Source organism: Vibrio sp. Vb0937 (assembly GCF_033338855.1).
Genome location: NZ_JAWOTK010000001.1, coordinates 635297 through 649713, shown reverse-complemented (window position 1 = coordinate 649713; position 14417 = coordinate 635297). Strand labels below are relative to the sequence as shown.

General features: G+C 44.0%; 15 protein-coding genes. 7 read left to right on the top strand and 8 right to left on the bottom strand.

Annotation, left to right across the window (positions count from 1 at the left end):
* Positions 1-4: 4 nt before the first annotated feature.
* Together ctaD and coxB are read right to left on the bottom strand one after the other, a co-directional pair.
* Positions 5-1636 carry a cytochrome c oxidase subunit I gene (gene ctaD, locus R7P67_RS02920; protein WP_005375510.1) on the bottom strand — a complete coding sequence of 544 codons (1632 nt, stop codon included), beginning with the start codon at positions 1634-1636 and terminating at the stop codon, positions 5-7.
* On the bottom strand, positions 1633-2796 hold the full coding sequence (gene coxB / locus R7P67_RS02915) for a cytochrome c oxidase subunit II (RefSeq protein ID WP_262652940.1): 1164 nt from the start codon (positions 2794-2796) through the stop codon (positions 1633-1635). Before coxB ends, ctaD begins: the two co-directional genes overlap by 4 nt.
* Positions 2797-3126: 330 nt before the next feature.
* Between coxB and R7P67_RS02910 the strand changes: the two genes are divergently transcribed.
* Positions 3127-4821 (top strand): phospho-sugar mutase, encoded by a 1695-nt coding sequence (locus R7P67_RS02910; RefSeq protein ID WP_017821603.1) that lies wholly within the window; start codon positions 3127-3129, stop codon positions 4819-4821.
* Positions 4822-4919: 98 nt separating this feature from the next.
* On the opposite strand, the gene R7P67_RS02905 is transcribed toward R7P67_RS02910, so the two are convergent.
* Both R7P67_RS02905 and R7P67_RS02900 read right to left on the bottom strand, forming a co-directional pair.
* The gene (locus tag R7P67_RS02905; RefSeq protein WP_005375519.1) at positions 4920-5342 is read right to left on the bottom strand and encodes a GNAT family N-acetyltransferase; all 423 of its coding nucleotides are present in this window, start codon (positions 5340-5342) and stop codon (positions 4920-4922) included.
* Positions 5343-5421: 79 nt separating this feature from the next.
* Positions 5422-6054, bottom strand: a complete 633-nt coding sequence (locus tag R7P67_RS02900) for a LysE family translocator (RefSeq protein ID WP_005375522.1) — start codon at positions 6052-6054, stop codon at positions 5422-5424.
* Positions 6055-6283: 229 nt separating this feature from the next.
* Between R7P67_RS02900 and R7P67_RS02895 the strand changes: the two genes are divergently transcribed.
* From R7P67_RS02895 to R7P67_RS02885, 3 genes are all read left to right on the top strand, one after another.
* Positions 6284-7111, top strand: a complete 828-nt coding sequence (locus tag R7P67_RS02895) for an AraC family transcriptional regulator (RefSeq protein WP_005385198.1) — start codon at positions 6284-6286, stop codon at positions 7109-7111.
* A 79-nt stretch (positions 7112-7190) separates the two neighbouring features.
* Positions 7191-7901 (top strand): AzlC family ABC transporter permease, encoded by a 711-nt coding sequence (locus R7P67_RS02890; RefSeq protein ID WP_005375526.1) that lies wholly within the window; start codon positions 7191-7193, stop codon positions 7899-7901.
* Positions 7901-8212: an AzlD domain-containing protein gene (locus tag R7P67_RS02885; RefSeq protein WP_005385193.1), complete on the top strand. Its 312-nt coding sequence runs from the start codon at positions 7901-7903 to the stop codon at positions 8210-8212. Before R7P67_RS02890 ends, R7P67_RS02885 begins: the two co-directional genes overlap by 1 nt.
* Here R7P67_RS02885 and R7P67_RS02880 read toward each other — a convergent pair.
* Both R7P67_RS02880 and R7P67_RS02875 read right to left on the bottom strand, forming a co-directional pair.
* A complete protein-coding gene (locus R7P67_RS02880) occupies positions 8209-8823 on the bottom strand; it encodes a fumarylacetoacetate hydrolase family protein (protein WP_253657198.1) in 615 nt (204 codons plus the stop codon). The genes R7P67_RS02885 and R7P67_RS02880 overlap by 4 nt on opposite strands.
* A gap of 220 nt (positions 8824-9043) precedes the next feature.
* Complete coding sequence (locus R7P67_RS02875; RefSeq protein ID WP_042521502.1) at positions 9044-10102, bottom strand: porin; 1059 nt, start codon at positions 10100-10102, stop codon at positions 9044-9046.
* Between the two features lie 609 nt (positions 10103-10711).
* On the opposite strand from R7P67_RS02875, the gene R7P67_RS02870 reads away from it, so the two are divergent.
* The 3 genes from R7P67_RS02870 (at position 10712) to R7P67_RS02860 (ending at position 13663) form a co-directional block, all read left to right on the top strand.
* On the top strand, positions 10712-11683 hold the full coding sequence (locus R7P67_RS02870; protein WP_005375535.1) for a porin: 972 nt from the start codon (positions 10712-10714) through the stop codon (positions 11681-11683).
* A 464-nt stretch (positions 11684-12147) separates the two neighbouring features.
* Complete coding sequence (locus R7P67_RS02865) at positions 12148-13005, top strand: DMT family transporter (RefSeq protein WP_005375542.1); 858 nt, start codon at positions 12148-12150, stop codon at positions 13003-13005.
* A gap of 43 nt (positions 13006-13048) precedes the next feature.
* Complete coding sequence (locus R7P67_RS02860) at positions 13049-13663, top strand: glutaredoxin domain-containing protein (protein WP_005385185.1); 615 nt, start codon at positions 13049-13051, stop codon at positions 13661-13663.
* 126 nt (positions 13664-13789) lie between these two features.
* Here the strand turns inward: R7P67_RS02860 and R7P67_RS02855 are convergent, their stop codons facing one another.
* Together R7P67_RS02855 and R7P67_RS02850 are read right to left on the bottom strand one after the other, a co-directional pair.
* The gene (locus R7P67_RS02855) at positions 13790-13924 is read right to left on the bottom strand and encodes a hypothetical protein (protein WP_017635854.1); all 135 of its coding nucleotides are present in this window, start codon (positions 13922-13924) and stop codon (positions 13790-13792) included.
* Between the two features lie 133 nt (positions 13925-14057).
* Positions 14058-14405 (bottom strand): hypothetical protein, encoded by a 348-nt coding sequence (locus R7P67_RS02850; protein WP_262592008.1) that lies wholly within the window; start codon positions 14403-14405, stop codon positions 14058-14060.
* Positions 14406-14417: the final 12 nt, after the last annotated feature.

Below are 14417 nucleotides of genomic sequence, written 5' to 3'. Positions count from 1 at the left end.
TTTGCTAGTCAATCTTAGGCGGTGTAGTAAACGTATGATGCGGCGCAGGGCTTGGCACTGTCCACTCTAAGCCCTCCGCACGTTCCCACGGTTTTGCAGAAGCCTTTTCCCCGCCACGAATACACTTGATCACCAACCATAAGAAGATCAGTTGTGACAACCCGAATGCAAACCCACCAATTGATACTATTTGATTAACATCAGCAAACTGAATGGCGTAATCCGGTATGCGTCTTGGCATGCCCGCTAAGCCTAGGAAGTGCATTGGGAAAAACAGGACATTGACGGAAATAATTGAGCACCAGAAATGCCATAAACTCAGCTTGTGGTCGTACATATTGCCCGTCCACTTAGGTAGCCAGTAGTATGCCGCTGCCATGATCGAGAATACCGCACCAGATACCAACACATAATGGAAATGGGCAACCACGAAGTAAGTGTCATGATATTGGAAATCCGCCGGCACAATCGCCAACATCAGTCCCGAGAAGCCGCCAATAGTAAAAAGCACAATAAAGGCAATGGCAAACAACATTGGCGTTTCAAATGTCAGAGCTCCACGCCACATGGTGGCAACCCAGTTAAAGACTTTAACCCCCGTTGGTACCGCAATCAGCATAGTGCAATACATAAAGAAGAGCTCAGCAAAAACTGGCATCCCCGTGGTAAACATGTGGTGCGCCCACACAAGGAAAGATAACAATGCAATGCTGCACGTCGCGTAAACCATCGAATGATAACCAAACAGCTTCTTACCACTGAAAGCAGGCAGAATGGCGGAGATGATTCCAAACGACGGTAAAATCATGATGTACACTTCTGGGTGACCAAAGAACCAAAAGATGTGTTGGAACATTACCGGGTCACCACCACCAGCTGCGTCAAAGAAGCTAGTCCCGAAATATTTGTCAGTAAGAACCATGGTCACCGCACCCGCTAATACCGGCATAACCGCGATTAGCAAGAAAGCGGTAATTAACCAAGTCCAAACAAACATTGGTAACTTGAACCAAGTCATTCCCGGAGCTCGCATATTTACGATCGTCACGATAACGTTGATCGCGCCCATAATGGAGCTGATACCCATGATATGCACAGAGAATACAAACAGCGCAGTGCTATCCGGGCCATAAGTCGTGGACAGCGGAGCATAAAACGTCCAACCAAAATCAGGACCGCCGCCAGGTAAAAACAACGAGCTCAACAAGATGAGAAATGCAAAAGGTAAGATCCAAAAGCTCAAGTTGTTCATGCGCGGCAGCGCCATATCTGGAGCGCCGATCATCATCGGGATCATCCAGTTAGCAAGCCCCGTAAATGCTGGCATCACCGCACCAAATACCATCACTAAACCGTGTACCGTGGTCATTTGATTAAAAAACTGCGGATCGACTAGCTGTAGCCCTGGCTGGAACAGTTCGGCACGAATGATCATAGCCATCGCACCACCTGTTAGAAACATCGCAAAGCTAAACCAAAGGTAGAGGGTGCCTATGTCTTTATGGCTTGTAGAATACAACCAACGAGTGATGCCCTGGGGTGCATGATGCTCGTGACCATCATCAATCGCAATGGTACTGTTCGCACTGGCTTCTGCTGGCGCAGACTTCACTGCCTTATCTATTGGCTTACTCATATTTCCTCCTTAGCACTGCCTTGTGCTTTAAAGGCATTCACATCGGATGCTTGCACTGTATCGCCAGTATCGTTGCCCCATGCATTTCGTTGATATGTGATAACCGCGCCAATTTCTTTGTCACTTAACTGATTAGAAAAAGCCTGCATCGCGGTGCCCGGGCGACCGTTGACAATAATATCTATGTGCTCTGTAACATCTCCGGTTGCAATAGGACTGCCTTTAATCGCGGGAAATGCACCCGGAATCCCCTCACCATTTGCCTGATGACACACAGCGCAACGCGCCGTGTATATCGATTCGCCTTGCGACATCAATTCATCCATAGATAAGTCTTGAGAGAGCGCTTCTTGTGCCGCCGCTTTTTGAAGTGCGAGTTCTTCCTTCTTACTCGCTAGCCATTCATCGAACTTTTCTTCTTCCATCGCATGCACCACCACTGGCATAAATCCGTGTGCACGACCACATAGCTCCGCACATTGGCCGCGATATACGCCTGGCTCATCAATTCTTGTCCATGCTTCATTAATAAAACCTGGAATGGTGTCTTTCTTGACGGCAAAGTCCGGTACCCACCAAGAGTGAATTACATCATCAGAAGTCATCAAAAAACGCACTTTGCGATTCACAGGCAACACCAAAGGGTTGTCTACTTCCAGTAAGTAATGTGCGCCTTTAGCTTCGATTCCATCAATTTGTTTTTGGCTGGTGGCAAGCAAACTAAAAAACTCAACATCTTCGCCAAAATAGCTGTAATGCCATTTCCATTGCGAGCCTGTGATCTTGACCGTGATATCCGATTGGCTTGTGTCTTCCATTGCGACTAAAGTTTTCGTTGCGGGAATCGCCATAGCGACAAGAATGATGATGGGTATGACCGTCCAAATAATTTCCACTTTTGTACTTTCATGGAAATGTGCGGCAACTGCTCCTTTTGACTTGCGATGACGGAAGATGGAATAGAACATCACACCAAAAACAATCAAAGCAATTACACAGCAGATATAGAAAATCAGCATATGTAATTCATACACTTGCCCACTTATCTCTGTGACCCCTTTTGTCATGTTGTAGTCATTTTCCTTTGACCAACCAAAAGAGGGAAATGTGATTAAAATCACATTCAGTGATAAGGCTAGAGTAGTCGTTAATCTTTTCAAAAGATCTCTCCTCTGCTCAGCCGCTACGCCTACGCGAGCTTCCTTGCGTCCCGACGCAAATATCGAACAACTTTACGAAAAATCACAAAAACTACGATTTCGACACGGTTTGTTATATTTATGTTAAAAGGCTAGTTATAGTTCCAAGGTTCTTCAAGAAATTAAATATGATTAAATTTTGTTCGGATAAGAAAAATTAATTCGGTTTATCGATTGCCCTCTTTGAAATGTAATTGAGAACCATTTACATTGATTTAAAAGAAAACATTGAGATACTTACCAAACGAAGTGTCCAAGAAAGTAGGCTCCCCCTACTAAGGAATGACTGATATGACAGCACTAATTACGCAATGGCTAGAACGAGACCCTGATCCTAAGACTCGTGAAGAGCTACAACACCTCGTCGATACGAACAATGAACAAGAACTTACTGATCGCTTTGGCTCACGCCTTGCCTTTGGTACTGCAGGCTTACGTGGCAAAGTGGGCGCAGGTCCAAACCGAATGAACCGCTTGGTGATTCAAGAGACCGCCACTGGTTTAGGGCACTATTTGCTTGAGCAAGTCAAAGATGCCGCGAGTCGTGGTGTCGTTATTGGCTACGACGGTCGTCCCGATTCAAAACAATTCGCGCATGATACCGCATCCGTACTGACGGCCCTTGGTATCAAGGTTTACCTAACGTATGACGTTGCAGCAACCCCAATTGTCGCGTTTGGTGTCCGTACATTGAATGCGGCGGCCGCTGTTGTTGTTACTGCCAGTCACAATCCACCAGAATACAATGGCTTTAAAGTATATTGGGAGAATGGCGCACAGATTATTCCTCCGCACGACTCTGGAATCGCAGCGAAAATTGATGACGCAACAACGAAGCCATTACCTTTAATGTCTCTCGATGATGCAAAACAGCACGGTTTGTTAGTTTGGTTGGAAGACGACTACTACCAAACTTACCGTAAGACAATGAATGAAAACGCGCTGCTTACTCCTGACAACAACACCGATATTTCTATCGCTTACACTGCGATGCATGGCGTTGGCGCGAATATGGCGGAAACGCTACTTGCCGACGCAGGCTTCCAAAAAGTGGCAAGTGTTAAGGAACAGCGCGAACCTGATGGAAGCTTCCCAACCGTCAACTTCCCAAACCCTGAAGAAGCCGGTGCAATGGATATGGTGATGGCGTTAGGTAAGTCCGTAGATGCCGATATCGCTTGCGCTAACGATCCAGATGCGGACCGTTTTGCCGTGGCAGTTAAACGCCCAGATGGCGAGTATCAAATGCTAACGGGTGATCAGGTGGGCTCACTGTTTGGCGATTACTTGTTGGAACAGCAACCTAACGCTTTGGTTGGCAACACCATCGTATCCTCAAGAATGCTGAGCAGCATCGCTAAGGCGCATGGCGCACAATACTATCAAACATTAACTGGCTTTAAATGGCTTACTAACGTTGCCATGGAACAAGAGACAGAAACCAACCCATTCTTGTTTGCTTATGAGGAAGCGCTCGGTTATACCGTGGGTAACAAGGTGTGGGATAAAGATGGTTTATCTGCAATCGTCGCGTTTTCACAGCTAACAGGCAAGCTTAAAGCGCAAGGCAAAACACTGTGGGATAAACTGGAAGAGCTGTACCGCGAGCACGGTTTCTACTTCAACGCACAACGCAGCATCGCTCTCGACCCGAACTCTCCACCAATCGGCGACAAACTCCGAGCAAATCCACCAACAGAGATTGCTGGTAAAAAAGTTGCAGTAACCGAAGATCTAAAAACATCGGTTCGCATGTTTGACGACGGCTCTGAAGAATCCATTGACTTACCGGCAAGTGACGTATTGATTTATCACCTAGAAGATCAATCACGCGTGATTGTTCGTCCTTCTGGTACTGAGCCAAAACTAAAATGTTACTACGAAGTCATCAACCTCTTCCCTGCGGATATGAGCTATGAGCAAGCACAGCAAGCAGCAGAAGCGAAGATGAACGAACTTATCGACGCGCACCAGCAAAGTTTGTAAGTCAAAGAGAAACATAGATATTTGATACAACAAGAGGCGCAAATTCGCGCCTCTTTTTTGATTTTCACTAGAACAAGTCAAGCTAACCCGTGCTTTCCCTAGCCTACAATTTCCTTTTGTAGAAAGTACTTGTGGATGCCCTCTGCAGGATAGCCTGAGTACTGCCCCACTTTCTCAAAACCCAATTTGAGATAGAACTCAAGAGCTTGAAAGCTGTAGGTATCCAAATAAACATGGGTAACCCCATGAGGCTTTACTTTTTGTTCTAGCATCGACATTAATTGACTACCGAGACCAGAGGTTCGACTTTCAGCGTCTACCCACAAAAACTCCACAAACACCGTATTTTTAAACATTTCGCCAGTCAAGCCACCCATGATCTTGCCATTCTCATCTTTTGCGAAACAGCCTACAGCATGCACTTCCCCTTCAGGTAAATGCAGTCGGTTATAAGATCGAATACCTTCACGAACAAAATCAAGGTCTGTTTGATCTGGATTTAAACAAAATTCAAGCTTCATATATCCTCTCCTTAGGAAACACCAATATCCTAAAACAAAAAGCCAGCAATTGCTGGCTTTCTGATGGAATATGATAACTTTACAAGGCGAAACTACTCAGCATCCACAACGCCAGAATAACAAACACTAACCCCATTAGTTTATGTTGATACGTGCGGAATTTTTCGTTCTCGAGCAGCCCTTTGCCCAATGTGCCTGCTAACCCAACAAGTAATAAATTGAATGACAAGCCAAGAACGTTCAACAATAACCCTAGCGCTAGCATCTGCTCACCAGAAGATGCCGTGATATTGCTTGAGACAAACTGCGGCAAAAACATCACAAAAAAGACTAAGGCTTTAGGGTTGAGCAAATTACTCATCAAAGCACGTTGATAATAAGTTGATGCCATTTTGTTTTGACCATCAAGCTCTGGAGCCGAAGATGCCTCAGCTCGTAAGCAGTCCCAACCCATTTTTAACAAGTAAGCGCCACCTAGTAGATGAAGGACTTTAAGGGCTATTGGGCTCATGGCAATCAGGGTAGATACGCCCATCGCAGCAAGCAAAGTAAGAATAACACCAGACGTCGCATTGCCTAAGCTAGCAAAAAGACCGACCTTCTTACCGTAACTCATACTTGAGCTCGCTATCAGCAACATATCGGGCCCTGGTAACAGCAACAAAGCCACTACTGCGGTGAGATAAACAGGAAGTACAGATAAATCAATCATGATGGAACCGCTTTTCTACAACAAGGCGGCGAATGTTATACCAACAAAATGACATCATCCAGCCCAAAATAGCCAAGATAACTCAAAAAATAAAAATCATAGTTTGCCCATATGAGAAATAGCAATCAATTCGCCTGTTTATCAAAATCGAATAGCAATTTTGTACAAAAATAAGCACGATGGATCCGTTACACTTCTAAAATGATTTTCTTGAGCAGACCGGATAAAGATGAAAGAAAAGAATAAGGAAATCGCTACCTTCAAGATAGCTCAAGAGCTCGGCGGTTTAGAACTTCTCGATGCAAAGTATGAGAAGCAGAATTTTTCACGCCATAGCCACGAAGGTTACACTATTGGTGTCATCGAAAAAGGGGCACAACAATTTTTTAGGACGGGCGGGAATCATATCGCGCCACAGGACAGCATCATCCTTGTTAATGCAGATGAAGTACACAACGGGCATTCAGCCTCGGAAGGCGGCTGGGAATACAAAGCAATGTACCCCGTACCTCAGCAGTTTCAAACTTTAGGACAAGAGCTTGGCTCACCAAATGTAGCTCTACCCTATTTCCCTCAACCTGTGGTTTACGATCCTGAGCTGGCTAGTCAGTTACGACTGGTATTTGAAACACTAGAAAAATCAGACAACCGTTTATTGAGAGAAACTTTGGTTTACGGCACGTTGATCAAGCTAGCCAGTAAACACAGCACTCATCGGGCACCACTGAAAGAGTCAACCAGAGCTCAGCGACAAGTGCAGCTCGTCAGAGAATTTTTGGAAGACTTTCCACAAACGGACGTCTCACTAGAAGAACTCGCGAAACTGTCTGGATTAAGCCCTTTTCATCTGCTGAGAGAGTTTCAAAAGCAATTTGGCTTTCCGCCTCATGCCTATCAAATTCAGCAACGTTTACGTATGGCGAAGAAGCTACTAAAAATGGGACAAAAAATTTCAGACGTGGCACAAGAATGTGGCTTCCATGATCAGAGCCATCTGCATCGACACTTTAAAAAAGCCATGGGCGTCACTCCCGGCCAATACGTCCGTCACAGCTAAAGCAGCAATATTGTACAAGGCGTTATGCGACTACCGAGCTATCTTGGTAATCTGATTTAGGAATAAATAAGAAGAAACTATGGACCACACTTTGCCGTTACAAAAAGAATCAAAAGCCACGCTATTTTGGCAAGGTACACTTGCGATGATGCCTTTGAGTATCGCAGTGCTCCCTTGGGGCTTACTCGCAGGCTCATTCGCAATTGATACTGGGCTTCACCCTTTGGAAGGACAAGCACTATCCGCCATTTTGTTCGCAGGTTCTGCACAGCTCGTCGCGATGGGAATGATTAAAACGGGAGCAGGTCTAGTGACCATGTTACTGACAACGTTTTTTATCACCTCTCGACACTTCCTCTACAGTGTATCGATGCGCAGTAAAATTGCACCGCTCCCTCTAAAATGGCGATTATCACTCGGCTTCTTACTTACTGACGAGCTGTTTGCGATTGTAGGCCACCATTCCGATAAACAATTTAATCGCTGGTATGCACTTGGGGCTGGTCTGAGTTTTTACCTGTTTTGGAATGTCGCGACATTGACGGGCATTATTGCGGGAAGTCTAATCCCTGAACTGAACGAAATGGGTTTGGAATTTGCTGTGGCCGCAACTTTTATCGCGATAGTAGTACCCACCATTAAAAATGCAGCGGTGCTCGCGAGTGTTATTGTGGCTTTGGTGAGCTCAGTTGCCCTAACCTATTATCAAATTGAGGGAAGTTTGATGATTTCGAGCATTTTAGCCATGCTTACTGGTTACTTTGTGGAACAAGTAAAGGAGAAACGCTAATGATCATGTTGGCTATTTTGCTGATGACGGTACTTGTTTTCACCAGCCGCTACTTGTTTTTAGAACCCAAGCTACCATTGCGATTAGGGACGCGCACTCAAAAAGTACTCAATTACGCTAGCCCCGCAGTACTGACTGCGATCTGGGCACCGATCGTTTTCATTCCCGATGGGGAGCTCAGCGTCAATGTGCAAAACCCATTTTTACTGGCTGCCGTACTGGCTGCTTTAATCGCGTATTTTACTAAAAATGTTCTTTTAACGACGGTTATCAGTATGGTGGTATTTCTCGTTCTACGAATTTGGCTTTAATCCGCCAACCACTCAATCTCCAACAAGGTGACATCGCCACACTTTAATCGACCAAGGAAGATGTCACCTTCATGTACCTCACCAACGCCCTTTGGTGTACCAGTCATCACTACATCGCCATCTTGAAGTGTTGTGTAACTGGTTAATTCATCCAGGATAGTTAGCGGCGGATAGAGCATTTGGTTAACGTGACCTTTTTGTACACGAACACAGTTGATTAAGAGCTCAAGGTTAAGCTCGTTGATATCAATGTTATCCAAAGAGACAAACCGACTAAACACAGCAGAGCCATCAAATGCCTTAGCACGCTCCCACGGCAACCCCTGATTTTTAAGCGAGGATTGCAAACCACGCTTGGTCAGATCCAATCCCAAACCAACCGCTGAATAACGTCCATCCTTGATCAAAAAGCAGATTTCAGCCTCATAATGAAGGGGCTCTTGATGGAATGAACGCAGAGTTGTTGATACGGAAGTTGCGGGTTTATTAAATACCACCATTTGCTCAGGCATTGCATTATTAAGCTCATGAATATGTTCAACGTAATTTCGTCCAACACAAAGCACTTTACCCACTTCTACTTTCTTTTCTTCAACTTGAATAACACTCATCATTCTTCCCTGCAAAACAAAAATCCCATCATAATCTAACCTATTGACTTAACGACACTAAATAGCAACCTCTAGTGTAAAAAATAAGACATTCACCCCGTTTTGAGTTTTGTATCATCTAATTGAAACAGCAAAGTATTTGTAAAACAAATAGACAAAAAAGCCAGCACGAGGCTGGCTTTAGATCAATGAGCTGAATAATAGTTCTCGCTAAATCCTATTATAGGTAGTAACGAGCACCTAACGCCCATTTGTCATCAGTTTCACGACCATTGTCGTCATTTAGGTCAAACTGGTAACCCGCGTAACCAACAAATTTAGGCGTGAAGTTGTATTCTGCTTGTAGTGCCATTTCTTCACGAGCAGTTTCTGTTTTAGAGCTCTTAAACTCTTTACCTTCCACCATCTCATAGTTAACACTCAAGTTTAGGCTGTTTGCTAGAGCGTATGCGATGATCGCCTCGTACGCATCACTTTCTTCTAAACGGTCGCCTTTTGCACTGAAGTTCATGTTTTCGTTTGAACCATAAACCGCAGCAAGGAATAGGCCTTGGCCGTACGCACCGTAAGATGCTGATACAACGTGTGATTCCGCCGTGTGCTTACCTGCATATGCAGGGTGCTGGAAATCGCCGCCATTGTAAGAGTAACCGATTTTAGCGCCCATGATTGAGTAAGAAAGCGCAGCTTGCACACGGTCATCGTATTTAGCACCGCCAGTTATAACTCCAGCATCGTTGCGCGTGTAATCATCGTTTGCACCCTGCCAACCAAGACCAAAGTTGATCACACCCGCTTCACCCAGCTCGATGGCATTACGGTAAGAAAGCATTTTATCCGCACGGCCAGTGCCAAGGTTTCCATGATCGTCATAGATGAAGTCGTTGGCAAACGCGATTGGCATATCTGCAATACCTGCGACATCGTAGTAAGGTGACCATTGCGTACCACCTACTGCACGACCATAAACCTCATGCGTTATACCTAAGTAACCTAGACGAGTTTTAAACGACTCTTCACCACCGTCTAAGTAGTTTAGCGCCCATTCACCACGTGCGTCTGCGGTGAAGCCATTACCCAAATCCTGTGTCGCAGAGATATTGATACGAGGAGAGTTAGTACCCACATCCGTGTCACCTTGCTCTGATCCATTTAAATTAACAGAAACGTGGCCGCCCATCGAAAATGTTGTGCCATCGTTATTATATAGTTCCACTGCAACTGCTTGAGTACCGAAGGTTGCTGCCGCGATTGCCGCTGCTAATAATTTTTTATTCATTTCTAAATCCATTACTTATTAGTTGGTTAGTCAGTTTTAGACCCGGCTTTGGTTCACTTTCGTAAAAATGAAATGATGAACAAAGAGAGGAATACAAAGGCTATCCGAGGCATCGTTTCCACCAGATTAGTTTTACCTTTGTGTAACAACTGCCGACACTTTATTTGATTAGTTCCTGACAACCGAGTGAAAAGATCTCAGACAAAACCTAAAAAGCAATCGTTTACTTAGCCTTCAAAAAATCGAGAAATAAAAACCTTACAATAAGAAATGCTTTAGAGAGAGTTAGCTCACAAATAGCTGATGATTCGCTATTTTTAGGCCAAACTTCCCTGCCAAATTGAAATGTTTACTTACATTTAGGGTCAAGAAACAATTCAGGAACTTTTTGAAAAAAACACAGTCTTTAACGGAGAGGAAAAAACCTCAAAAAAGATAAACCTTTCTTTTTATAAGTGGTATGAGAAGGGGCACTTATTCTTTCCAGCAATAAAAGTGCAATCAAATCATAACTTAACAGAAATCTATCTTTCATTTTCAGCCTTTACCTTAGCGTCATCAACACATCGGGCAAGAAAGCCCATCGATTACAACTAGGGTAATAAGAAAATGAAAAAGGCAGCACTAACTACTGCAATTCTTACAGCATTGGTATCAGCACCATCATTCGCAGCAACTGTATACAAAAACGACGGTACTGAATTAAAAGTTGGCGGCCGCGTTGAGTTTCGTGGTGACTTCATCGGTTCAGACGGTGCTGAAGTTGAAGGTTCCATGGAAGATAAAAGCCGTGCTCGTCTTAACCTAAAAGGTAAAACAGACATCGGCAACGGCCTTTCTGCTTTCGGTGTTTACGAAGCCGAACAAAAAACGGGCAAGAGTGAATTCAAAAACCGCTACATGTATGCAGGCGTCGACTCTGATATCGGTGCTTTCTCTGTAGGTCGTCAAGACATGGCTGCCGTCATCATCTCTGACATGACGGATATCACTGAATTCTCTGGTGTTCAGCAAGTTATTGATTCGTCTTCTGATAAGCAAGACAGCGTTTTCGCATACCGTGGTGCGTTTGATGCACTACAACTTCAAGCAACCTACCAAGCAAACTCTAGCGATAACGAAGATAAATACGGCATCTCTGGAATGTACTCACTACCAATGGGCCTCGACTTTGGTCTTGCATACTCTGGTGGCGATGTAGATAAAGATAACTCTGAAGATCAAATTCTAGGTGGTATCGCTTACTCGATGGACAACCTTTACCTAGCAGGTACTTATTCTCAAGGTTCCCTGACTGACTCTGAAGACTTTACGGCTTACGAGCTAGTCGCAAGCTACAAAGTAGCAAGCAAAGTGACACTTGCAGCTCTATACACAGCTCAAGAGAATGATCCAGACAACGGTTCAAAGTACGACACCGTTGAAGGTATCGAGCTTGTTGGTTACTACAAACTAAACAGCAACTTCCGTACTTACCTGTCTTACTACATCAACCAACTTGATGAAGCAAAAGATGCAACAACAGGTCTAGTAACAGAAGGCGAAGATACACTGCGCCTAGGCGTACGTTACGATTTCTAATTCACTCTTGTCCTAAGAGCGAGTCCACTTGGCCAGCACCTTTGCTGGCCATTTTTTATGTAACCCAACATAACTCGATAAGTTTTCACACTATCCAAGCATCGCTCAGCAATGAAAAACGACCGTAACGACGCCTACTTCTGCCCTCTTTTAATGCGATTGATCACTAAGTTAGTGCATTTCATCTAATCGACAACATAGAAAAACCAAAAAACCATTTAAAATCAAATACATAAAAGTTGGCACGTGTTCTGCAATGTTATTTATGCAAATGCATGGCAGCGTTTGTGCTTCTCGTTCTTTGTACCTGTTATAACAGGCACGTCCTTTGAATTGGTAATGTCGCCTCCCTCTGGGAGGCATTTTTTTATTGGCGCGAAAAACAATAGGACGTATGATCCCGCCACCTCTATCAAACTGGAATTTTTCAATTGAATCATCATCCTGTTCAAGGTGCGTCCTGGATGCTAACAGCTGGCTTGGCATTCGCCATAGTGAACAGCTTCGCCCAAATTGCTAGCATCAACTTTGGTGTCTCCTCCACCACATTTGCGTTATTCCAATATGCAATCGCCTTATTTGTTATTCTGCCCTACCTACGTACACTTGGGATTAGACGTTCTTTAAGAACCCAACACTTTGGCTGGCATGCATTCCGCATTTTTCTCTCTGTTATCGGGATTCAACTTTGGTTATGGGCTCTCGCTTACCCAGTTCCAATTTGGCAAGGTATTGCACTTCTCATGACCTCCCCGTTATTTGCCACAGTTGGTTCTGGCTTGTTACTCAAAGAAAAAGTAGGTACTGCACGCTGGCTCGCTACATTGACGGGGTTTGTTGGTGCCATGATCATTCTTGAGCCTTGGGCAGACTCATTTACATGGGCGACCCTGCTCCCTGTTGGCGCCGCATTTTTCTGGGCAGCGTATTCATTAATGGTTAAAAAAATGTCGGTAAACGATCCGCCATCAACCATGGTTGTCTATTTATTGCTGCTGATAACACCATTTAATATCTTGTTAGCGATACCGACGTTTACTATGCCAGATACGTGGACGATATGGGGTGTGCTTTTAGCCGCAGGTGCACTTACAGCACTCGCTCAATGGGCTATCGTTAAAGCATATGCAGTAGCAGACGCCTCATTTGTGCAACCATTTGATCACGCCAAACTGCCTTTGAATGTTGTTGCTGGTTGGTTGGTGTTTGGTTGGGTGCCACCTGGTCGTTTATGGTTAGGTGCTGCGATTATTATTGCATCTATTGCGTTTATTACGCATTGGGAAGCGAAAAAGACAAAGTTAGTTGAAAGAAAAATCTAATTTAAAAGTTCTATATTTTCAGGAAAGGAAATGAGGAACCCATATGAGTCAACCAATCAAAATTACACTGTATCGCTGGGCTGGTAGTTGGGGCCCATTCAAAGTCAATATTCCTTGTGGTGAATGTACATTAACCAAAGATATTTTAAAGGATACTTTTGAAAACGAATTAGCCGATGTGCCCGTTGAACTTGAAGTAAAAGATTGGTTATCGCACTGGTGGGAACCATTAAAAGCTGGTGCTTGGCATGCACCCATTCTTCTTGTCGAAGGGAAAGTTATCAGCCAAGGAGAAGCATTGAATCGGGGTGTACTTGTACAGTCTGTTATTGCTGAGTGGGTAAAACGCGATGAGCTAAAAGGCAACATTGTTTATGGTAAAGCAACTTGCCCTTACTGTGTCAAAGCCAAACAATTACTTGACGAGGCTGGCGTTCAGTATGAGTACCATGATGTAGTTAAAGACAGCGCCGCCTTATACCGTATGATTCCTGAAGTAAAAGCCATCATTGGCGAAAAAACACCGGTAACAGTGCCGCAAATCTGGTTAGATGGAAAATATATTGGAGGCGCTGACGATTTAGAAAAGTGGTTATCAGCAAAGGGGCTAGATAAAGTGCCTAACAATGTTGTGGAGATACCAAGCCAATCCGCGTAATTCTAGATTTAAATGTCATCAGTCTTTGAGTAGCGTTTTGCCAATGTTGTGCAATATGTTGGCTACTTACTAACAACAAAACAGAGAAAGCAAAAAGCCCTGATTTTTTAATCAGGGCTTTTTAAATTATTTCGCCAGTTTTTTAATAACACGAGCAAAAACAGAAGCTTTTTTCTTCTTCGCTTTACCGTAAAGCGCTTTGTGCATCGCGTCTTTTGCAATCATCTGGCCAATATAAGCACCACCAAGTTCGTTACCCATGACCTTCTCCTGAATGTATTGACTTAACTATGTTGTAATTTTACACCACAAGTAGATAAAAACAAGACTCCAGTCACATTTATTTAGTAATTAACTTTCAGTTTGGTTTTCGTGGATTTTTTGAAATGAGCGTCTATCGCTTAGGTTGTTGGTATGTTTTACCCGCTGCGACGTACGTATCTTTCTGTTTGATTTCAAAGAATGTTTCAAAGAACCACGCAGCAAACTTGATCAAGTGATCGCCTTCATTCATGACGTGCTCTACGTATTCTTGCTCTTCTCCGGACTCATCTTCTTGAGTGGTAATATGGTAAATACGTTTCTCACCATCAACTTCTGCAAGGCCAAACTGACCCGTTAGGGATTGCGCCGCTTGTGCAACTTCTTCTTCCTCACACGCCTTCAAGATTTCAAGTGCCTTTGGCATGTTTTCTTGCTGAGTAATTTCTTTTACCAGTGTTTCAAATTCGTTTTGTTGCATTCTTTCACCTAA